Annotated in this window: 19 protein-coding genes; 12 read left to right on the forward strand and 7 right to left on the reverse strand. The window is 50.3% G+C overall.

From position 1 onward, the window contains the following. Nucleotides 1–3: 3 nt before the first annotated feature. From rbsK to kup, 6 genes are all read right to left on the reverse strand, one after another. Nucleotides 4–924, reverse strand: a complete 921-nt coding sequence (rbsK, locus tag DY231_RS23345; protein ID WP_115631708.1) for a ribokinase — start codon at nt 922–924, stop codon at nt 4–6. A gap of 72 nt (nt 925–996) precedes the next feature. Beyond that, nucleotides 997–1,884 (reverse strand): ribose ABC transporter substrate-binding protein RbsB, encoded by an 888-nt coding sequence (rbsB, locus tag DY231_RS23350; protein WP_034460716.1) that lies wholly within the window; start codon nt 1,882–1,884, stop codon nt 997–999. Nucleotides 1,885–1,912: 28 nt separating this feature from the next. Continuing rightward, nucleotides 1,913–2,878 carry a ribose ABC transporter permease gene (rbsC, locus tag DY231_RS23355; protein ID WP_034499898.1) on the reverse strand — a complete coding sequence of 322 codons (966 nt, stop codon included), beginning with the start codon at nt 2,876–2,878 and terminating at the stop codon, nt 1,913–1,915. After that, nucleotides 2,875–4,389 carry a ribose ABC transporter ATP-binding protein RbsA gene (gene rbsA, locus DY231_RS23360; RefSeq protein WP_115631709.1) on the reverse strand — a complete coding sequence of 505 codons (1,515 nt, stop codon included), beginning with the start codon at nt 4,387–4,389 and terminating at the stop codon, nt 2,875–2,877. Before rbsA ends, rbsC begins: the two co-directional genes overlap by 4 nt. A gap of 7 nt (nt 4,390–4,396) precedes the next feature. Further along, nucleotides 4,397–4,816 (reverse strand): D-ribose pyranase, encoded by a 420-nt coding sequence (gene rbsD / locus DY231_RS23365; protein ID WP_115631710.1) that lies wholly within the window; start codon nt 4,814–4,816, stop codon nt 4,397–4,399. A 193-nt stretch (nt 4,817–5,009) separates the two neighbouring features. Next, nucleotides 5,010–6,878 carry a low affinity potassium transporter Kup gene (gene kup, locus DY231_RS23370; RefSeq protein WP_115631711.1) on the reverse strand — a complete coding sequence of 623 codons (1,869 nt, stop codon included), beginning with the start codon at nt 6,876–6,878 and terminating at the stop codon, nt 5,010–5,012. 225 nt (nt 6,879–7,103) lie between these two features. Here kup and ravA point away from each other — a divergent pair, with 225 nt between their 5' ends. Then, the gene (ravA, locus tag DY231_RS23375; RefSeq protein ID WP_115631941.1) at nt 7,104–8,597 is read left to right on the forward strand and encodes an ATPase RavA; all 1,494 of its coding nucleotides are present in this window, start codon (nt 7,104–7,106) and stop codon (nt 8,595–8,597) included. After that, nucleotides 8,597–10,048, forward strand: coding sequence for an ATPase RavA stimulator ViaA (gene viaA, locus DY231_RS23380; RefSeq protein WP_115631712.1), 1,452 nt, complete (start codon nt 8,597–8,599; stop codon nt 10,046–10,048). Before ravA ends, viaA begins: the two co-directional genes overlap by 1 nt. Before the next feature lie 3 nt (nt 10,049–10,051). On the opposite strand, the gene asnA is transcribed toward viaA, so the two are convergent. Further along, on the reverse strand, nt 10,052–11,044 hold the full coding sequence (asnA, locus tag DY231_RS23385; protein ID WP_115631713.1) for an aspartate--ammonia ligase: 993 nt from the start codon (nt 11,042–11,044) through the stop codon (nt 10,052–10,054). 156 nt (nt 11,045–11,200) lie between these two features. Between asnA and asnC the strand changes: the two genes are divergently transcribed. The 10 genes from asnC to atpA all read left to right on the forward strand — a co-directional run bounded on the left by asnC (nt 11,201) and on the right by atpA (nt 19,891). Further along, nucleotides 11,201–11,659, forward strand: coding sequence for a transcriptional regulator AsnC (gene asnC, locus DY231_RS23390; RefSeq protein ID WP_034499887.1), 459 nt, complete (start codon nt 11,201–11,203; stop codon nt 11,657–11,659). An 89-nt stretch (nt 11,660–11,748) separates the two neighbouring features. Next, complete coding sequence (gene mioC, locus DY231_RS23395; RefSeq protein ID WP_034499885.1) at nt 11,749–12,198, forward strand: FMN-binding protein MioC; 450 nt, start codon at nt 11,749–11,751, stop codon at nt 12,196–12,198. 372 nt (nt 12,199–12,570) lie between these two features. After that, entirely contained in the window at nt 12,571–14,460 is a 1,890-nt protein-coding gene (gene mnmG, locus DY231_RS23400; RefSeq protein WP_115631714.1) for a tRNA uridine-5-carboxymethylaminomethyl(34) synthesis enzyme MnmG, read from the forward strand. Between the two features lie 59 nt (nt 14,461–14,519). After that, nucleotides 14,520–15,143, forward strand: a complete 624-nt coding sequence (gene rsmG / locus DY231_RS23405) for a 16S rRNA (guanine(527)-N(7))-methyltransferase RsmG (RefSeq protein WP_115631715.1) — start codon at nt 14,520–14,522, stop codon at nt 15,141–15,143. 618 nt (nt 15,144–15,761) lie between these two features. Then, nucleotides 15,762–16,142: a F0F1 ATP synthase subunit I gene (atpI, locus tag DY231_RS23410; protein WP_034499880.1), complete on the forward strand. Its 381-nt coding sequence runs from the start codon at nt 15,762–15,764 to the stop codon at nt 16,140–16,142. Nucleotides 16,143–16,150: 8 nt separating this feature from the next. Continuing rightward, nucleotides 16,151–16,969, forward strand: a complete 819-nt coding sequence (atpB, locus tag DY231_RS23415; protein WP_034499878.1) for a F0F1 ATP synthase subunit A — start codon at nt 16,151–16,153, stop codon at nt 16,967–16,969. A gap of 48 nt (nt 16,970–17,017) precedes the next feature. Further along, a complete protein-coding gene (gene atpE, locus DY231_RS23420) occupies nt 17,018–17,257 on the forward strand; it encodes a F0F1 ATP synthase subunit C (protein ID WP_000429386.1) in 240 nt (79 codons plus the stop codon). Between the two features lie 61 nt (nt 17,258–17,318). Then, nucleotides 17,319–17,789, forward strand: coding sequence for a F0F1 ATP synthase subunit B (gene atpF, locus DY231_RS23425; RefSeq protein ID WP_034499875.1), 471 nt, complete (start codon nt 17,319–17,321; stop codon nt 17,787–17,789). Nucleotides 17,790–17,803: 14 nt separating this feature from the next. Beyond that, nucleotides 17,804–18,337: a F0F1 ATP synthase subunit delta gene (atpH, locus tag DY231_RS23430; protein WP_115631716.1), complete on the forward strand. Its 534-nt coding sequence runs from the start codon at nt 17,804–17,806 to the stop codon at nt 18,335–18,337. 12 nt (nt 18,338–18,349) lie between these two features. Beyond that, a complete protein-coding gene (atpA, locus tag DY231_RS23435) occupies nt 18,350–19,891 on the forward strand; it encodes a F0F1 ATP synthase subunit alpha (protein WP_034499870.1) in 1,542 nt (513 codons plus the stop codon). The last annotated feature ends 10 nt before the right edge of the window (nt 19,892–19,901 follow it).

Here is a 19,901-nt window from a genome sequence, read left to right on the forward strand (position 1 = left end):
TTGCTATTGCAAAAACTCGTCGATTTCGTGACGCCACGGCACCGAAGGCTGTGCACCTTTACGGGTTACGGCAATTGCGGCGGCGGCATGAGCAAAACGAATCGCTTCGTTCAACGGCTTATCTTCCAGCAATGCAGTTACCAACGCGCCATTAAAGGTATCGCCCGCAGCGATGGTATCTACAGCTTTCACCTTAAAGCCCGGAACACGCTGGCCTTTACCGTTTTCACTCAGCCAAACGCCACGGCTGCCGAGTGTAATAATGACGGTTTCAATACCTTTCGCATGCAGCGCCTGAGCTGCAACCGCCGCGTCATCATCATTTTCGACGCGCACACCTGTCAGTTTTTCCGCTTCGGTTTCGTTTGGCGTGATCATATCCACCAGCGCGAGCAGCTCGTCAGATAATTCACAGGCCGGTGCAGGGTTAAGCACGACTTTAGTTTGATTCTGATGGGCAATTTTTGCTGCTGCCAGCACACTTTCCAGCGGTGACTCGAGCTGCATTAAAAGTGCGGATGCCTGTGCAATTTTCTGATTCTGTTCTTCCACAAGCGTTGGCGTTAATGCCCCGTTAGCTCCGGAGTGAATACCAATCACGTTTTCACCCGCACTATTCACGAAGATCAGCGCAACACCCGTTGCTGCATCTTTAATCGTGCTAATCGGGGAAGTATCGATGTTATCACTTGCCAATTGTGTGCAAACGCGGCGGCCGGTGTCGTCGTCACCCACACAGGCGATAAAGGCAATATCCGCACCGCTGCGCCCGGCAGCAACTGCCTGGTTGGCCCCTTTTCCACCGAACGCGACCTGATATTCTTGCCCGGTAACGGTTTCACCCGGCGTCGGAAAATGTTCGAGGTTAAGGATATGGTCAGCGTTAATGCTGCCCAGGACAACGAGCTTGCCTTTAGTTTTCATTTTTTATCAGTCCAGTTAATTGCGCCACCCCTGTTCTCGAGTGGCGCGGTGCCCTGCTTTTCTATTGTTGTCTTATTTAGTAACCAGCTTCAGGTCAACCGGGATTTTAGAGTCGACTTTCTCGCCTTTCAGAACTTTGTCAGCAGTTTCAACACCGATAACGCCAATCTGATCGGCCATCTGGGCAACCGTCGCGCCCAACTTACCGCTTTCAACTGCTTTTACGCCGTCAGCAGTGCCGTCAAAACCAACCACCAGAACGTCAGATTTACCGGCAGTTTGCAGTGCACGCAGAGCGCCCAGCGCCATCTCGTCATTCTGAGCAAATACCGCCTGCACGTCTGGATGGGCTGTCAGCAGGTTCTGCATTACGTTCAGGCCTTTAGTACGGTCGAAGTCAGCAGGCTGGCTCGCCAGAACGGTAAATTTGTGTGCAGCAGTCGCTTGTTTAAAGCCTTCACCACGTTCACGCGCAGCAGATGCACCGGCGATACCTTGCAGTTCGATAACTTTCGCGCCTTCACCGAGTTTCTTAGCGATGAAGTCACCCGCCATTTTACCACCGGCAACGTTATCAGAAGCGATGTGGCTCACTACGGTGCCCTGGTTTGCCATACGGTCGAGCGTAATTACAGGGATTTTAGCCTGGTTCGCCATTTTCACCGCATTGCCGACAGCATCGGAATCAGTTGGGTTGATAAGCATCAGCTTGGTGCCACGAACTGTCAGATCCTGCACGTTCGCCAGCTCCTTCGCCGGGTTGTTTTGCGAATCCAGAACAATCAGGTTGTAGCCCAGTTTGTCGGCTTCTTTCTGCGCGCCGTCTTTCAGGGAAACGAAGAACGGGTTATTCAGCGTGGAAACAACCAGCGCGATGGTGTCTTTGGCCATCGCGTTTGCACTTACGGTGGCACTCAGTGCAACAGCAGAAACCAGAGTAGCCAGCTTTTTCATATTCATAGTCGGATGTCCTGTAGGGTTATGATTGTTACTGCTTTTTATTGTCCACCAGCACCGCCAGTAAAATAACCACTGCTTTGACGATCATCTGGTAATAAGAAGAAACACCTAATAAATTCAGTCCGTTATTCAGGAAGCCTAAGATCAGCGCACCGATCAGCGTACCAACAATCCGCCCTTTACCGCCCGCAAGGCTGGTGCCGCCAAGCACTACCGCAGCGATGGCATCCAGCTCATAGCCTGTACCTGCCGTCGGTTGCGCAGAGGAAAGACGTGCCACCTCAATGATCCCGGCCAAAGACGCCAGCAGACCGCAAAGTGAGTAAACGATAATTTTAACTTTGTTAACGCTAATACCAGACAGACGCGTCGCCGCTTCGTTACCGCCCAGCGCATAGATATAACGACCCAGACGTGTGTGGTGCAGCATGTACCACGCAGCCAGGAAGACCACACCCATAATCCACACTGGAGTAGGAATTCCCAGCGGACGGCCAATACCAAACCAGCCAAACACATCGGCGTTATCGGAGAAACCCGTGTTGACCGGGCTGCCGTTGGTGTAAACCATAGTCACGCCGCGCAGAAGGAGCATCATCACCAGTGTTGCGATAAATGCCTGCACTCGCCCTTTCGCGACAATCACGCCAGTCACAGCACCGATTGCCGCCCCAAGTGCCAGCGCTCCGGCAACTGCCACCAGCGCATTCACTTCTAAGCCAACAATCGAGGCTGCTACCGCTCCGGTTAGCGCCAGTAAAGAACCGACGGACAGGTCGATTCCCGAAGTCAGAATAACCAGCGTCATCCCGACCGCCATAATGGCGTTCACAGAGGTTTGTTGCAGGATATTGAAGAGGTTATTGACGGTGAAAAAGTTCGGGCTAAGGCTCGATACAACTGCGATCAACACCAGCAGTGCGATCAGTGATTTTTGCTCTAACAGCCACGCTTTGGTGAACCAGCGACGGGTCGGAATAGACTGGGTACTCATTTTACAGACTCCTGATTCACGCGATTTAACTTGCCGACGGCCGCCGCCATCAATATTTCCTGGGTCGCTTCTTCACGGGTAAATTCCCCACCAGGATGCCCTTCATGCATCACCATAATTCGGTCGCTCATACCGAGGACTTCCGGCATTTCTGACGAAACGAGAATGATGCTTAACCCATCTGCTTTGAACTGATTGATTAATTGATAAATTTCTTTTTTCGCCCCAACGTCAACGCCGCGCGTTGGCTCATCAAGGATCAACACTTTCGGACGCGTCATCAGGCCACGGGCAATCGCCACTTTTTGCTGATTTCCCCCTGATAGCAGGCCAATCGGCTGTTCCATCGACGGGGTTTTCACGTTAAACAAACGGATAAAGTCCTGAACCGCTTGCTGTTCATCTTTATGCTTCAGGCTGCCGACGTTATGGCTGAAATAGCGCAGCGCGGTCAGCGACATGTTCTCTTTTACTGACATGCCGAGCACCAGCCCGTCACGTTTACGGTCTTCAGAGATATAAACAATGCCGTTTGCCAGACCATCTTGCGGCGAACGCGTCACCACTTCGCGACCATCGAGTGCCACATAGCCACCAGTGCGCGGCAGTGCGCCATACAGCACTTTCATTAATTCGGTGCGCCCGGCGCCCATCAAACCGGCAACGCCGAGGATCTCGCCTTTGCGCAACGTGAAACTCACATCATGCACGCCAGGTCCGGAAAGGTTATCGACGCGCAGCAGGATTTCGCCGGGTTGCTTATCCAGACGAGGATATTGTTCTTCAAGTTTGCGCCCGACCATCATTTCGATAAGCGTATCTTCGGTCAGCGTCACCACTTCACGCTCGGCGATAAACTGCCCATCGCGGAACACGGTCACGTCGTCGCAAATCTCGAAGATTTCTTTCATACGGTGCGAGATATAAACGATGCCACGCCCTTGAGCTTTCAGCTCGCGGATCACGCGGAATAAAGAGTCGGTTTCGGTATCGGTCAAAGCATCGGTTGGCTCGTCCATCACAATGACTTTCGACTCAAAGCTCAGAACCTTGGCGATTTCGACCATTTGCTGATCGCCGATCGACAAATCACCCACCAGCTTTTGGCTGTTAAAGCGCAGGTTCAGTTTCGCCAGCAATTTGTCTGCTTCGGCATACATCGTTTTCCAGTCGATTTTGCCGAAACGGTTAACGAACTCACGGCCAAGGAAGATGTTTTCCGCAATGCTGAGTTGCGGAATCAGATTGAGTTCCTGGTGAATAATACCGATACCCGCTTCCTGGGAGGATTTCGGGCCATTGAACGTGGTTTCTTTGCCAAGCCACAACAGCGAACCCGCATCACGCTGATAAATGCCAGTCAGCACTTTCATCATGGTGGATTTGCCTGCGCCGTTTTCACCCACCAGCGCCATCACGCGCCCGGCGTATACATTCAACGCCGCCCCAGAAAGGGCTTTTACACCTGGGAACGATTTATCGATCCCTTTTAATTGCAGTAACGGTTCCATGCCGGCCTCAGAAAGTTACGCCAGCACAGAGAATGATATTCGCATACGGGGAACACTCCCCGCTGCGAATAACCGCCTGGCTTTCAGCGGTGTGTTGCTTGAACTGCTCATGACTGATGTAACGAATAGAAATGGTGTTTCCCTGGTGTTGTTGCAGTTGCTCGATGTAACTGAGCAACGTTTCGTGGAGTTGGGGATTATGTTGTTTAATTTCCGAAGCTAAGACGGCAGCTTCAACCTGCATCTCTTGTGTTACGACTTCAACGACCTGCATAAAACCCGGTACGCCGTGAGTCAGTGCCAAATCAATACGCGGTGTATTGCGTGGAATGGGCAACCCGGCATCGGCAATCACCAGCGTGTCGGTGTGGCCAAGACGAGAAATAACAGACGAGATATCAGCGTTGAGAACAGTGCCTTTCTTCATTTTCTTACTCCACTAGCGAAACGTTTCGCTGAGGTAAAGTGTAGGAAATGTAGTGATGGGAAAACAACCAGTGCGTGACGAAAATGTGATCATCATCGAAACGTTTCGCTGTTCTGTTTCAAAAAGGGAGAAATGAGAGCGCGCACAATCAAAAAGACAAAAAAAAGCCCCTTCGATTGAAGAGGCGTTGGGATTAAATCTCGACCTGGGTTCCTAACTCAATAACCCGGTTTGGTGGGATTTCGAATTGGTCAGGAGCGCGCAAGGCATTGCGTTGCAGTGCGAGGAACAGTTTGCCGCGCAGTCGCAGATACCAAGGGCGTTTACCGATGATCAGTGATTCATGCGACATAAAGAACGATGTCTCCATCATTCGGCAACTCAACCCTTCCAGGCCACAGCGGTGGAACACCTCTTCCACGTTTGGCGTTTCACGCCAGCCGTAGCTTGCGACCACGCGCCAGAAGGTTGGCGAAAGCTGTTCGATAGAAACACGACGTACATTATGAACATACGGCGCATCTTCGGTTCGCAGCGTAAGCAGCACTACCCGCTCATGCAAAACTTTGTTGTGCTTAAGGTTGTGAAGCATTGCAAAAGGAATCACGTTCAGCGCACGGGACATATAAACAGCGGTGCCCGGAACACGTACTGGCGGTGATTTTTCCAGGGAGGCAATCATCGCTTCCAGTGAATTTCCGTGCTCATGCATACGACGCAGCAGGCGGAAACGCTCGCTTTTCCAGGTCGTCATAATGATAAACATCACCAGCGCCAGGCAAAGCGGCAACCAACCGCCGGAGAAGATTTTCACAACGTTCGCAGAGAACAGCGGAATGTCGATGCACAAGAATGCAAAGCCCATCAGCAGCACAGCAACTTTGTTCCAGTGCCAGTTTTTGGTCGCGACCGTACAGCAAAGAATGGACGTCAGGACCATCGTACCCGTTACCGCGATACCGTACGCCGCCGCCAGGTTACTGGAATGCTCAAAGCTCACAATCACAATCACCACAGAGATATAGAGGAGCCAGTTAATTGCTGGCACATATATCTGCCCTGACTCCATTTCCGAGGTATGGATGATGCGCATTGGCGACAGATAACCCAGGCGAACTGCCTGGCGAGTCAACGAGAACACACCGGAAATCACGGCCTGAGAGGCGATAACCGTGGCAAGTGTTGCCAGAATCATCAGCGGGATCAGCGCCCAGTCTGGAGCCAGTAAGAAGAATGGGTTCTTAATCGCTTCCGGGGTTTTAAGCAGCAGTGCGCCCTGGCCGAAATAATTCAGCACCAGAGACGGCAGCACGACGGAAAACCATGCAATACGAATAGGCAATTTACCGAAGTGGCCCATATCGGCATACAGCGCTTCAACACCCGTAATAGAAAGAACGACCGCGCCGAGTGCGAAGAATGAAACGGTTTTATATTCCAGGAAGAAATGCACAGCCCACGCAGGATTCAGCGCCTGAAGCACTTCCGGGTTGGCCATAATACTGCGTGCACCCAACACTGCCAGCACCAGGAACCAAAGCATCATGACGGGAGCGAACAGCTTGCCCACCATACCCGTGCCGTGTTTTTGAATCATAAACAGCAGCGTCAGGACCACTATCGACAGCGGGACAATATAGGCATCGAGTTGCGGGGCGGCTATCTCAAGCCCTTCGATGGCCGACATAACCGATATTGCCGGAGTAATGACCACCTCGCCATAGAAGAAGCTGCCGCCGATCAATCCCATGATCACCAGCACAGAAGTCATTTTCGCCGAGGTATGACGCCCAGCCAAAGACATCAGCGTCAAAATACCCCCTTCGCCAGCGTTATCCGCACGCATAACAAAGGTCAGATACTTAACCGAGACGACTAAGATTAACAGCCAGAAAATCAGAGACAAAAAGCCAAATACGGCGTCGCGTTCTACGCCAAACCCAAATTGACCAGACAGACATTCACGAAGGGTATAAAGCGGGCTAGTACCGATATCACCGTATACCACCCCAATTGCAGCCAGCGTTATCGCAGGCAATGATTGTTTATTATCAGCGCTCATAGACTAATCTTTTGTTGGAATCCCGAAAGCGTGTGCTTAGTCCCTTGGCCCACAAAAAGGCGCACAGTATGCACGATAATCAAGGAAATCGTACCCCTAAATACAACAGGCTTAACTTATGTCAGGGAAAAAAGAGCCGCTCATCAATCCATTAACGATAATATAGATGAACGATATACTCGATTTTCTGAACTCTGGTAACCGCGTAAGGATGCAATGCTAATTATGGCTCAATCACATTTATTGGCTGAAAGAATTTCACGGCTTAGCCAGGCGCTGGAAAAAGGATTGTTTGAACGCCAACACGCGGTGCGTCTTTGCCTGCTGGCAGCATTGAGCGGCGAAAGTGTTTTCTTGCTTGGCCCACCCGGAATCGCCAAGAGTTTGATTGCCCGCCGTTTGAAGTTCGCATTCCAGAAGGCACGCGCCTTTGAGTACCTGATGACACGCTTTTCCACGCCGGAAGAGGTGTTTGGGCCATTATCCATTCAGGCGCTAAAAGATGAAGGACGCTATGAACGCCTGACCGCCGGTTATTTACCAGAAGCGGAAATCGTGTTTCTCGATGAAATCTGGAAAGCTGGCCCTGCGATTTTGAACACTCTGCTGACCGCCATAAATGAACGCCGGTTCCGCAATGGCGCCAGCGAAGAGAAAATCCCCATGCGTTTGCTGGTGGCGGCATCCAACGAACTCCCCGAAGCCGACAGCAGCCTGGAAGCATTGTATGACCGAATGCTGATTCGCCTGTGGCTCGATAAAGTGCAGGACAAAGGTAATTTCCGTTCCATGCTCACCAGTCAGCATGATGAAAACGACAATCCGGTGCCGGAAAACCTGCAAGTTTCTGACGAAGAGTATTTTCAGTGGCAGAAAGAGATCGGCTCTGTTTTGTTGCCAGATGCTGTCTTTGAACTGATTTTCACTTTGCGCCAGCAGTTAGAGAATGCGTCAGGGGCACCTTATGTTTCTGACCGTCGCTGGAAAAAAGCCATTCGCCTGCTGCAAGCCAGCGCCTTCTTTAGCGGCCGAAATGCTGTCGCGCCAATTGATTTAATCCTTCTGAAAGATTGTCTGTGGCACGACACCGCGGCGATGAATTTGATGCAGCAACAGCTGGAAATATTGATGACCGGACACGCCTGGCAACAAAATGCCATGCTCAGTAAATTAGCGGTTATCGTGCAGCGCAGGATTCAATTACAACAGCAACATAGCGACCGTGAAGCGATCTCAGTCACCAAACAGGGCGGCATGTTTACGCGTCGTCCTCAGTACCAACTGCCGGATTATCTGACTGGCGAAACGCTGACATTGCTGCTCCAGCAACCGCTAAAACTCCATGATATCGAAGTTCTCCACGTCTCTGTCTCCCGTGAAGCCTGTGCACAATGGCTAATAAAAGGCGGGGAGTTACGCGGCAAACTCAACGGTATTGGTTTTGCCCAGGTGCTGAATATGGAAGTTGATAGTAGCCAACATCTGGTTTTGCGCGATATCAGCTTGCAAGGCACACGCCTGATGATGCCGGGTAAGCAACAGCAAGGGGTGCCTGAAGAGATCAAACAGCAATTTGACTCTCTTGAAGAGACCCTCCATCAGCAGCATGAGCGTTTTAACGATCAGCAAAAATGCCTGTTTATCCACAACGAATGGCTCGGAAAGATTGAAGCCAGCCTGCAGGATGTGGCCGAACAAATTAAACAGGCGCGGCATTAATGCTCAGCGTTGAAGCTCTTGATGTCATCCTCGCGATCAGCGAGGGTGAATTAATAGAAAGCGTCATTATCGCGCTTTTAGCTGCACCGCAACTGGCGCTGTTCTTTGAGAAATTTCCGCGGATGAAAAACGCGGTGACCAAAGATATCCCTCGCTGGCGCGAGCTGCTGAAATCCCGTCTGCACGATACCAACGTCCCGCAAGAGTTAGCCCGGGAAGTACAGTGTTATCAAGAAAGTCAGTTGCTCACCACCAGCCAGTTATCTGCAAAACTGCCGGAAATTTTACGCTTGCTGGAAAACGTTGATTCACCCTTTTTTGCGCAAGCACAAAAGCTGGTGGCGGACACGCCTCGCCTGACAGCGGCACAACAAACGCTATTCCTGCAACGCTGGCGATTGAGTCTGGTCGTGCAGACTACCTCCCTGAATCAGCAATTACTGGAAGATGAACGTGACCAATTGCTGGCCGAAGTTCAGCAGCGCCTGGCGTTAAGCGGCCAACTCGAACCGGTTCTGGTCGATAGTGATAACGCTGCCGGGCGGCTTTGGGACATGAGCGCCGGTTCGCTTAAACGTGGGGATTATCAGCTCATCGTGCAATACGGCGATTTCCTTGCCAGTCAGCCTGAACTGCTGAAAATTGCAGAGCAACTTGGGCGTTCAAAAGAAGCGAAAGCCGTACCCAGAAAAGATGCGCCGACCGAAACCTGGCGCATGCTGGTCCGCGAGCCTGCAACCGTGCCTGAACAGGTTGATGGTCTACAGCGCAGCGATGACATCCTGCGTTTGTTACCGCCTGAACTGGCAACGCTTGGCATTAGCGAACTGGAATTTGAATTCTACCGCCGGCTAGTGGAAAAACAATTGCTGACTTACCGGTTACATGGCGATTCATGGCGCGAGAAAGTGGTAGAACGCCCTGTCGTGCATCAGGATTTCGATGAACAACCGCGCGGGCCATTTATTGTCTGCGTCGATACATCCGGTTCCATGGGCGGATTCAATGAACAGTGCGCCAAAGCCTTCTGCCTGGCGTTAATGCGAGTCGCACTTGCGGATAACCGCCGCTGTTTCATCATGCTGTTTTCCAGCGAAGTGGTGCGTTATGAAGTGTGCGGACCAGATGGCATCGAACAGGCGATCCGTTTCCTGAGCCAGCGCTTTCGCGGCGGTACCGATCTCGCCAGTTGTTTTCGTGCAATCGCTGAAAAAATGCAGGGAAGTGAATGGTTTGACGCCGATGCTGTGGTGATTTCTGACTTTATTGCCCAACGTCTGCCAGACGATGTCGTGACGCAGGTTAAAGATCTACAGCGCAAGCACCTGCATCGCTTCCACGCCGTCGCCATGTCCGGACACGGAAAACCCGGCATCATGCGCATTTTTGACCATATCTGGCGCTTCGATACCGGGATGCGTAGCCGCCTGCTGCGTCGCTGGCGGCGTTAATAGTTACAACAGTGAATCAACCTTAGCGTGAAGTTCAGATGGCCATACGCCGCACTGAACCTGGCCAATGTGCGGCTGTTGCAACATCAACATCACTAAACGAGACTGACCAATGCCGCCGCCAATGGTTTGCGGCATTTCGCCTTTCAGCAGCGACTGGTGCCACTCAAGTTGCAGACGATCTTCATCACCGGTCGTTGCCAACTGATGTTGCAATGCTTGTGCATCAACACGGATCCCCATAGAAGAAAGCTCAAAGGCATCTTCCAGAATCGGGTTCCACACCATAATATCGCCGTTCAGGCCTTTAAAATCACCCTGACTGACCGTTGACCAGTCATCATAATCTGGCGCACGAACATCGTGACGTTTACCGTCAGCCAGCTTACCGCCAATGCCAATCAGGAACACCGCGCCCAGCTCTTTAGCGATGGCACGCTCACGGCCTTTTGCATCCAGGTCCGGGAAACGAGCCTGGAGTTCTTCGCTATGAACGAAGTGGATTTGTTCAGGCAGGAAAGGCGTCAAACCGTACTGCTCGCTCACTGCGGCTTCCGTAGCTTTCATCGCCGCCCAGATGCATTCTACAGTTTGCTTGAGCGTACCAAGATGACGCTCTCCATCACCCATTACACGCTCCCAATCCCACTGATCGACATACACAGAGTGGATCGGGGTCAAACGGTCTTCATCGGGGCGAAGGGCTTTCATGTGCGTGTAAAGCCCTTCGCCCGCGCTGAAGTCGTGCTGGCCGAGTGTTTTTCTTTTCCATTTAGCCAGCGAATGCACCACTTCAAACTGCGCATCAGGCAAGGTTTTCACCTTAACCTGCACCGCTTTTTCGCAACCAGACAGATTGTCCTGAGTACCATCACCCACGCGGCTAAGAATGGGAGCCTGGACTTCCATCAGACCAAGCTTTTCTTCCAGCTGACGGGAGAAATGGGACTTAACAAAACTAATCTGGCGTTGTTTAGCGATGTAGGCAGTTTTCATGGCTTTCTCTTTATTGTGTTGTTTTACTGACGATGATTAAGCAACAAAAACGACACAACATTCAATAATCAACAATAAAAAAGCCTTTACTGTTTTTAATCGACGAATTTAAGGCTATAAAAGATGAACAATCGTTACTAATCATAGGAAAAAGTGATGGATAATTATCAGATCGACAATCTCGATCGCGGCATCCTTGACGCTTTAATGGCAAATGCACGTACGGCTTATGCCGAACTGGCAAAACAATTTGGCGTGAGTCCTGGCACAATTCATGTGCGCGTAGAGAAGATGAAGCAGGCGGGAATCATTACCGGTGCACGCATCGATATCAGCCCTAAACAGTTGGGCTATGATGTTTGCTGCTTTATCGGCATCATTTTGAAGAGCGCTAAAGACTATCCGTCTGCGCTGGCAAAACTCGAAAGTCTGGAAGAAGTCACCGAGGCGTATTACACCACCGGCCACTACAGCATCTTTATTAAGGTGATGTGTCGATCTATCGATGCGCTGCAGCAGGTACTTATCAACAAGATCCAAACAATTGATGAAATTCAGTCCACAGAAACGTTGATCTCCCTTCAGAACCCGATCATGCGCACCATCAAGCCTTAGCCGCTAATTTTAATACCCATATTATCCACAGGTAGATCGCAGGCCTTACACAGCGTACAATGCCCATCGTTTCGAAAAGGTGGGCAGCAATGACAGACATTACTCTGATTAGCGGAAGTACCCTGGGCAGTGCCGAATATGTCGCTGAACATTTAGCTGAGAAGCTGGATGAAGCGGGTTTTTCTACCCAGACGCTTCACGGGCCACAGTTTGAAGAACTAGAAACCAGCGGAATATGGCTGATTGTCTCTTCTACTCATGGTGCCGGGGATCTTCCTGACAACCTGCAACCGCTTTTTGACACTATAAATGAACAACGCCCGGATCTCAGTGCTGTTCATTATGGTGCAGTCGGTATTGGCAGTCGTGAATACGACACCTTTTGCGGTGCCATTGAAAAATTGGACACCCTTCTGACTGAATGCGGCGCTAAAAGAGTGGGCTCTTTATTGAAAGTGAACATCCTTGATCACGACATTCCTGAAGATCCAGCCGAGATTTGGGTCGGATCATGGAAGAATTTACTCCAGGATTTGTAAAGATCTGACTTTTATCTGTGTATAAGTATGCTTAAAACCTTGGGTTAAGCAGTAGTTATCCCAATAACAACTCCTGTTCACTTTTTGAGTTGTGCATAACTTCCACTTTTGATCCCAGCTTATACGTTGTGGGATCACCGATCATTCACAGCTAATGATCCTCCTTAATCGATTGATCTCTTTACCATAAAAACGGTTATCCACAGAACATGCCGATCCTAATAAGAGATCATAATAAAGAGATCTTTAAATAAAAAAGATCTTCTTTTAATTACCGACGATCCCGATACTTTCTCGAAAGGCTAAAGTTAAGTTAGAATCGCCAACCCCGGGAATCAGTCATCCCCATTTGCAAAACCGCGAGGCAGTACCATGTTTTATCCAGATCCTTTTGACGTCATCATCATTGGCGGGGGTCATGCAGGCACCGAGGCTGCAATGGCCGCTGCACGGATGGGCCAGCAAACCCTTCTTTTGACACACAATATCGACACTCTGGGACAGATGTCTTGTAACCCGGCAATCGGCGGTATTGGCAAGGGACATCTGGTTAAAGAAGTGGACGCACTCGGTGGTTTGATGGCCAAAGCTATCGACCATGCCGGTATCCAGTTTAGAATACTAAACGCCAGCAAAGGGCCGGCTGTACGGGCGACTCGTGCTCAGGCTGACCGCGTTCTGTATCGGCAGGCGGTGCGCACTGCACTGGAAAACCAACCTAACCTGATGATCTTCCAACAGGCGGTTGAAGATCTGATTGTCGAGAACGATCGCGTTGTGGGTGCTGTCACCCAGATGGGTCTGAAGTTCCGCGCTAAGTCCGTGGTACTGACAGTCGGGACATTCCTGGATGGCAAAATTCATATCGGGCTGGATAACTACAGCGGTGGCCGTGCAGGCGATCCGCCGTCCATTTCCCTGTCTCGCCGTCTGCGTGAACTGCCACTGCGTGTCAGCCGTCTGAAAACCGGTACTCCGCCGCGTATTGACGCTCGCACCATCGATTTCAGCGTACTTGCCCAGCAGCATGGCGATAACCCAATGCCGGTGTTCTCGTTCATGGGAAATGTGAACCAACACCCTGCGCAAGTGCCGTGTTACATCACGCACACCAACGAAAAAACGCATGACGTTATTCGTAATAATCTCGATCGCAGCCCGATGTATGCCGGTGTTATCGAAGGCATTGGCCCGCGTTATTGCCCGTCTATCGAAGACAAAGTGATGCGTTTTGCCGATCGTAACCAGCATCAGATCTTCCTTGAGCCTGAAGGCTTAACCAGCAATGAAATCTATCCAAACGGCATCTCGACCAGCCTGCCATTTGACGTTCAGATGCAAATTGTCCGGTCGATGGAAGGGATGGCAAACGCGAAGATCGTTCGTCCTGGCTACGCCATCGAATATGATTTCTTCGATCCTCGTGACCTCAAACCGACTCTGGAAAGTAAATATATCCAGGGCCTGTTCTTTGCCGGACAAATTAACGGCACCACCGGTTACGAAGAAGCCGCTGCGCAAGGTTTGCTGGCAGGTCTGAATGCCGCTCGTTTCTCTGCTGAGAAAGAGGGCTGGGCACCTCGTCGCGATCAGGCTTATCTGGGCGTACTGGTAGACGATCTTTGCACTCTTGGCACCAAAGAACCGTACCGCATGTTTACCTCTCGTGCTGAATACCGCCTGATGCTACGTGAAGACAACGCCGATCTGCGCTTAACCACAGCAGGCCGCGAAATGGGGCTGGTGGACGATGCTCGCTGGGCACGCTTTAACGAGAAACTCGAAAGCATTGAGCTTGAGCGCCAGCGTCTGAAAGACATCTGGCTACATCCACATTCTGAAAGCGTCGAAGAAGTGAACGCAAAACTCAGCGCGCCGTTGTCTCGTGAAGCAAATGGCGAAGATCTGCTGCGTCGCCCAGAAATGACCTATGCTGAAATGATGCAATTGTCAGTGTTTGCACCAGGACTTGAAGATCCACAATCTGCGGAGCAGGTGGAAATTCAGGTTAAATACGAAGGTTACATTGCGCGTCAGCAAGAAGAGATTGAAAAACAGCAACGTAACGAGAATACGTTGTTGCCTGCAACGCTGGATTACCACCAGGTGAGCGGGCTTTCTAACGAAGTGATCGCCAAGCTTAACGATCACAAACCGGTTTCGATCGGGCAGGCATCGCGCATTTCCGGTGTGACTCCGGCAGCCATTTCAATCTTGCTTGTCTGGTTAAAAAAGCAAGGTCTGCTGCGCCGTAGCGCTTGATATAACATATTTCAGGGTCAGGATTTCCTGGCCCGTTTTTTTGATGGGTATTTACCGCCGTGCTTAACAAACTGAATCGCCTGCTGGATAGCGCAGGCATTACGCTGCCAGAAAACCAGAAACTACAGTTGGTGGGTTATGTTGAACTGCTCCACAAGTGGAACAAAGCCTACAACCTGACCTCAGTGCGTCATCCTGATGAAATGCTGGTTCGTCATATTCTCGACAGTATCGTGGTTGAACCGCACTTGCAGGGTTCACGTTTTATCGATGTGGGAACAGGCCCTGGTTTGCCGGGCATCCCGTTAGCGATTGTGCGCCCTGACTCTCATTTTACGTTGCTGGACAGCCTGGGTAAGCGTGTTCGATTCCTGCGTCAGGTTCAGCATGAGTTGCACCTTGAAAACATCACGCCAGTGCAAAGTCGTGTGGAAGAGTTCCCGGCAGAACCGCCATTTGATGGCGTCATCAGCCGAGCTTTTGCGTCGATGACCGATATGGTGACCTGGTGTAAACACTTGCCCGCAGAGAATGGTCGCTTCTATGCGCTTAAAGGTCTGCGTCCGGATGATGAAATCGCAGCGTTGCCTGCTGAATTTAGCGTCGAAGAGGTTATCCGCTTGCAGGTGCCTGAACTGGATGGTGAGCGTCATCTGGTGATGATTAAGCCAAACAAAACTTAATATTTATCAAAAAAAGGCTAAAAAGGATTGTTTCGTTAAGGTTAAAAATACAAGGGAAAATGTCTGACATTTCTGGTTACATTTAACAATGCGTTAACCACTGTTTGCATTCTTGTTAACTCTAAACGGCTTGTTGATTTTGAAAGTAGTCAACCCTGAAAATATAACCCTGCTAAATATTACTCGGGTTTCATACTCAGAAGGTTGTTAAAATATTAATAAAAATGTCAATAAATTGTTTTAATGATGTTTCAGGCTATTTTAAATAGAGTAGACAGTAATCAGCTTATTTATCAGGCATCTGTGTTTCGCACTTTATGAGACAGACAAATGTATAATGGCTATGAGATGTTTTATTTGTGATCTGGTGCACGCTTTATTAGGCGGCTATTTCGGTTGTTTGAGGTTTTCAGCAAAATAGTCGGTATAACTCAAAAGTTGAAAAATAACTGTGCTGGAAAATATTTAAACATTTGTTCACCTTTTTGCTACTTATTGTTTGAAATCACGGGGCCGCACCGTATAATTTGCTCGCTTTTTGAGGCTTGACTCAAAGACCTAAAGGCAGTTTTATACCAGCGCGACATACCCCGAAGGGAGCAGGAGTTAGGATAAGCCATGTCTGTGTCGCTATTGAGTAGAAACGTTGCTCGTAAGCTTCTGTTCCTTCAGTTACTTGCAGTGATAGCAATTGGATTGCTGTTTTGCCTCAAAGACCCCGTGTGGGGTGCTTCTGCTTTTGGTGGAGGCCTGGCAGCTTGGTTGCCAAATGCAGTATTTATGAATTTCGCCTGGCGTCACCAGGTGCATACACCATCGAAAGGCCGCCTGGCCTGGACTTTCGCCATTGGCGAAGTGCTAAAGGTGATTGCGAGCTTTACCATACTGGTGGTGGCGTTAGCTGGTTTTAAGGCGGTATTGTTGCCGCTTATTGTGACGTGGGTTTCGGTGCTGGTTGTGCAGATACTCGCACCAGCTGTAATTAACAACAAAGGGTAAGAGGCATCATGTCTGCAGGAGAAATCTCTACACCGCAGGAGTATATAGGCCACCATCTGAATAACCTTCAGTTGGACCTGCGTACTTTCTCGCTGGTTGATCCGCAAAACCCCCCGGCCACCTTCTGGACGCTCAATATTGACTCCATGTTTTTCTCGGTGGTTCTGGGTCTGCTATTCCTGGTGTTATTCCGTAAAGTAGCCAAAACAGCGACGAGCGGCGTACCTGGTAAATTTCAGACTGCGGTTGAAATGGTTATCGATTTTGTTAATGGCAATGTCAAAGACATGTACCATGGCAAAAGCAAGGTCATTGCACCGCTGGCCCTGACTGTGTTCGTCTGGGTATTACTGATGAACCTGATGGACCTGTTGCCAATTGATTTCTTGCCGTTTATCGGCGAGCACATCTTCGGCCTCCCTGCCCTGCGTGTGGTGCCGTCTGCGGACGTGAATATCACCCTGTCCATGGCGTTGGGTGTGTTTATCCTCATTCTTTTCTACAGCATCAAAATGAAAGGCATTGGCGGCTTCACGAAAGAGCTGACGCTGCAGCCGTTCAATCACTGGGCATTTATACCGTTCAACTTAATCCTTGAAGGTGTAAGCCTGCTGTCCAAACCAGTATCACTGGGCCTGCGACTGTTCGGCAACATGTATGCCGGTGAGTTGATTTTCATTCTGATTGCTGGTCTGTTGCCGTGGTGGTCACAGTGGATTCTGAGTGTGCCTTGGGCCATTTTCCACATCCTGATTATTACGCTGCAAGCCTTCATATTCATGGTTCTAACGATTGTCTATCTGTCGATGGCATCTGAAGAGCATTGATTTTACTTACCACTACTGTGTTTTAACTGAAACAAACTGGAGACTGTCATGGAAAACCTGAATATGGATCTGCTGTACATGGCTGCCGCTGTGATGATGGGTCTGGCGGCAATCGGTGCTGCGATCGGTATCGGCATCCTCGGGGGAAAATTCCTGGAAGGCGCAGCGCGTCAACCTGATCTGATTCCTTTGCTGCGTACTCAGTTCTTTATCGTTATGGGTCTGGTGGATGCTATCCCGATGATCGCTGTTGGTCTGGGTCTGTACGTGATGTTCGCCGTCGCGTAGTAAGCATTGCTTAACATATCAAGCAATATCAGAACGTTAACTAACAAAGAGGCATTGTGCTGTGAATCTTAACGCAACAATCCTCGGCCAGGCCATCGCGTTTGTCCTGTTTGTTCTGTTCTGCATGAAGTACGTATGGCCGCCAATCATGGCTGCCATCGAGAAGCGTCAACAAGAAATTGCTGATGGCCTCTCTTCTGCAGAACGTGCCAAAAAGGACCTTGACCTTGCACAGGCCAACGCGACCGACCAGCTGAAAAAAGCCAAAGCGGAAGCTCAGGTGATCATCGAGCAGGCTAACAAACGCCGCTCTCAGATCCTTGAAGAAGCTAAAACCGAGGCAGAGCAGGAACGTGACAAAATCGTTGCACAGGCTCAGGCAGAAATCGACGCAGAGCGTAAACGCGCTCGTGAAGAACTGCGTAAGCAAGTGGCTCTGCTGGCTATCGCCGGTGCCGAGAAGATCATTGAACGTTCCGTGGATGAAGCTGCTAACAGCGACATCGTTGATAAACTGGTCGCTGAACTGTAAGGAGGGAGGGGCTGATGTCTGAATTTGTAACTGTAGCTCGCCCCTACGCCAAAGCAGCTTTTGACTTTGCCGTCGAGCACCAAAGCGTTGATAACTGGCAGCATATGCTGGGTTTCGCCGCTGAGGTGTCTAAAAACGAACAAGTAGCAGAGCTTCTTTCCGGCGCTTTAGCTCCGGATACTCTCTCTGCGTCGTTTATCTCCATCTGTGGTGACCAGTTAGACGCCAATGGCCAGAACCTGATTAAGGTGATGGCTGAAAATGGGCGTCTGAAAGTTCTTCCTGATGTTCTTGAGCAATTCGTTCAACTGCGCGCAGCCCAGGAGGCTACCGTAGAAGTCGAAGTGACTTCTGCCAGCGTATTAAACGAAGACCAGCTTTCGAAAATCAGCACCGCGATGGAAAAACGTCTGTCACGCAAAGTTAAGCTGAATTGCAAAATTGACAAGTCTGTAATAGCGGGTGTCATTATCCGCGCAGGTGATATGGTTATTGATGGTAGCGTACGCGGCCGTCTTAATCGCCTGACAGACGTCTTGCAGTCTTAAGGGGACTGGAGCATGCAACTGAATTCCACCGAAATCAGCGAACTGATCAAGCAGCGCATTGCTCAGTTCAGTGTTGTGAGCGAGGCTCACAACGAAGGTACAATCGTTTCTGTAAGTGACGGTATCATCCGCGTACACGGCCTGGCCGATGTCATGCAGGGTGAGATGATTTCCCTTCCGGGAAACCGTTACGCCATTGCACTAAACCTCGAGCGCGACTCTGTAGGTGCAGTAGTAATGGGTCCGTACGCTGACCTTGCCGAAGGCATGAAAGTTAAGTGTACTGGCCGTATTCTTGAAGTACCGGTAGGCCGTGGCCTGTTGGGCCGCGTGGTGAACACCCTGGGTGCACCAATCGATGGTAAAGGTCCGCTTGAGCATGACGGTTTTGCTGCCGTTGAAGCGATCGCACCTGGTGTAATCGAACGTCAATCCGTAGACCAGCCTGTACAGACTGGTTATAAGTCCGTCGATGCCATGATCCCAATCGGTCGTGGTCAGCGTGAACTTATCATCGGTGACCGTCAGACAGGTAAGACTGCTCTGGCAATCGATGCCATCATCAACCAGCGTGATTCCGGCATCAAATGTATCTACGTTGCTATCGGCCAGAAAGCGTCCACTATCTCTAACGTGGTTCGTAAACTGGAAGAGCACGGCGCACTGTCTAACACTATCGTTGTTGTTGCGACTGCATCAGAATCTGCTGCACTGCAATACCTGGCACCGTACTCCGGTTGCGCGATGGGTGAATACTTCCGTGACCGTGGTGAAGATGCACTGATCATTTATGATGACCTGTCCAAACAGGCTGTTGCTTATCGTCAGATTTCCCTGCTGCTTCGTCGTCCACCAGGTCGTGAAGCTTACCCAGGTGACGTATTCTATCTCCACTCCCGTCTGCTGGAACGTGCTGCGCGTGTTAACGCTGAATACGTTGAAGCATTCACCAAGGGTGAAGTGAAAGGCAAAACAGGTTCCCTGACTGCGCTTCCGATTATCGAAACGCAAGCGGGTGACGTTTCCGCGTTCGTTCCGACCAACGTAATTTCTATTACCGATGGTCAGATCTTCCTGGAATCAACACTGTTTAACGCCGGTATTCGTCCTGCGGTTAACCCGGGTATCTCCGTATCCCGTGTTGGTGGTGCTGCTCAGACCAAGATCATGAAAAAACTGTCCGGTGGTATTCGTACCGCTCTGGCACAGTATCGTGAACTGGCTGCGTTCTCTCAGTTTGCATCTGACCTCGATGACGCGACTCGTAAACAGTTGAGCCACGGTCAAAAAGTGACCGAGCTTCTGAAACAGAAACAATATGCGCCGATGTCTGTTGCGCAGCAGTCTCTGGTTCTGTTCGCAGCTGAACGTGGTTACCTCGAAGATGTGGAACTGGCTAAAATCGGTAGCTTCGAAGCCGCTCTGCTGGCTTATGTTGACCGTGACCATGCTCCACTGATGCAAGAAATCAACCAATCTGGTGGCTACAACGACGAAATCGAAGGCAAGCTGAAAGGCATCCTCGATTCCTTCAAAGCAACTCAGTCCTGGTAAAGTCTGGCGG

The organism is Buttiauxella agrestis (assembly GCF_900446255.1).
GTDB classification, from domain to species: Bacteria; Pseudomonadota; Gammaproteobacteria; order Enterobacterales; family Enterobacteriaceae; genus Buttiauxella; species Buttiauxella agrestis.

Bases quoted from the DNA above. Each gene is read 5' to 3' on its own strand.
- rbsK (WP_115631708.1), bottom strand. From the start codon at position 924: ATGAAAACTAAAGGCAAGCTCGTTGTCCTGGGCAGCATTAACGCTGAC.
- rbsB (WP_034460716.1), bottom strand. From the start codon at position 1,884: ATGAATATGAAAAAGCTGGCTACTCTGGTTTCTGCTGTTGCACTGAGT.
- rbsC (WP_034499898.1), bottom strand. From the start codon at position 2,878: ATGAGTACCCAGTCTATTCCGACCCGTCGCTGGTTCACCAAAGCGTGG.
- rbsA (WP_115631709.1), bottom strand. From the start codon at position 4,389: ATGGAACCGTTACTGCAATTAAAAGGGATCGATAAATCGTTCCCAGGT.
- rbsD (WP_115631710.1), bottom strand. From the start codon at position 4,816: ATGAAGAAAGGCACTGTTCTCAACGCTGATATCTCGTCTGTTATTTCT.
- kup (WP_115631711.1), bottom strand. From the start codon at position 6,878: ATGAGCGCTGATAATAAACAATCATTGCCTGCGATAACGCTGGCTGCA.
- ravA (WP_115631941.1), top strand. From the start codon at position 7,104: ATGGCTCAATCACATTTATTGGCTGAAAGAATTTCACGGCTTAGCCAG.
- viaA (WP_115631712.1), top strand. From the start codon at position 8,597: ATGCTCAGCGTTGAAGCTCTTGATGTCATCCTCGCGATCAGCGAGGGT.
- asnA (WP_115631713.1), bottom strand. From the start codon at position 11,044: ATGAAAACTGCCTACATCGCTAAACAACGCCAGATTAGTTTTGTTAAG.
- asnC (WP_034499887.1), top strand. From the start codon at position 11,201: ATGGATAATTATCAGATCGACAATCTCGATCGCGGCATCCTTGACGCT.
- mioC (WP_034499885.1), top strand. From the start codon at position 11,749: ATGACAGACATTACTCTGATTAGCGGAAGTACCCTGGGCAGTGCCGAA.
- mnmG (WP_115631714.1), top strand. From the start codon at position 12,571: ATGTTTTATCCAGATCCTTTTGACGTCATCATCATTGGCGGGGGTCAT.
- atpI (WP_034499880.1), top strand. From the start codon at position 15,762: ATGTCTGTGTCGCTATTGAGTAGAAACGTTGCTCGTAAGCTTCTGTTC.
- atpB (WP_034499878.1), top strand. From the start codon at position 16,151: ATGTCTGCAGGAGAAATCTCTACACCGCAGGAGTATATAGGCCACCAT.
- atpE (WP_000429386.1), top strand. From the start codon at position 17,018: ATGGAAAACCTGAATATGGATCTGCTGTACATGGCTGCCGCTGTGATG.
- atpH (WP_115631716.1), top strand. From the start codon at position 17,804: ATGTCTGAATTTGTAACTGTAGCTCGCCCCTACGCCAAAGCAGCTTTT.
- atpA (WP_034499870.1), top strand. From the start codon at position 18,350: ATGCAACTGAATTCCACCGAAATCAGCGAACTGATCAAGCAGCGCATT.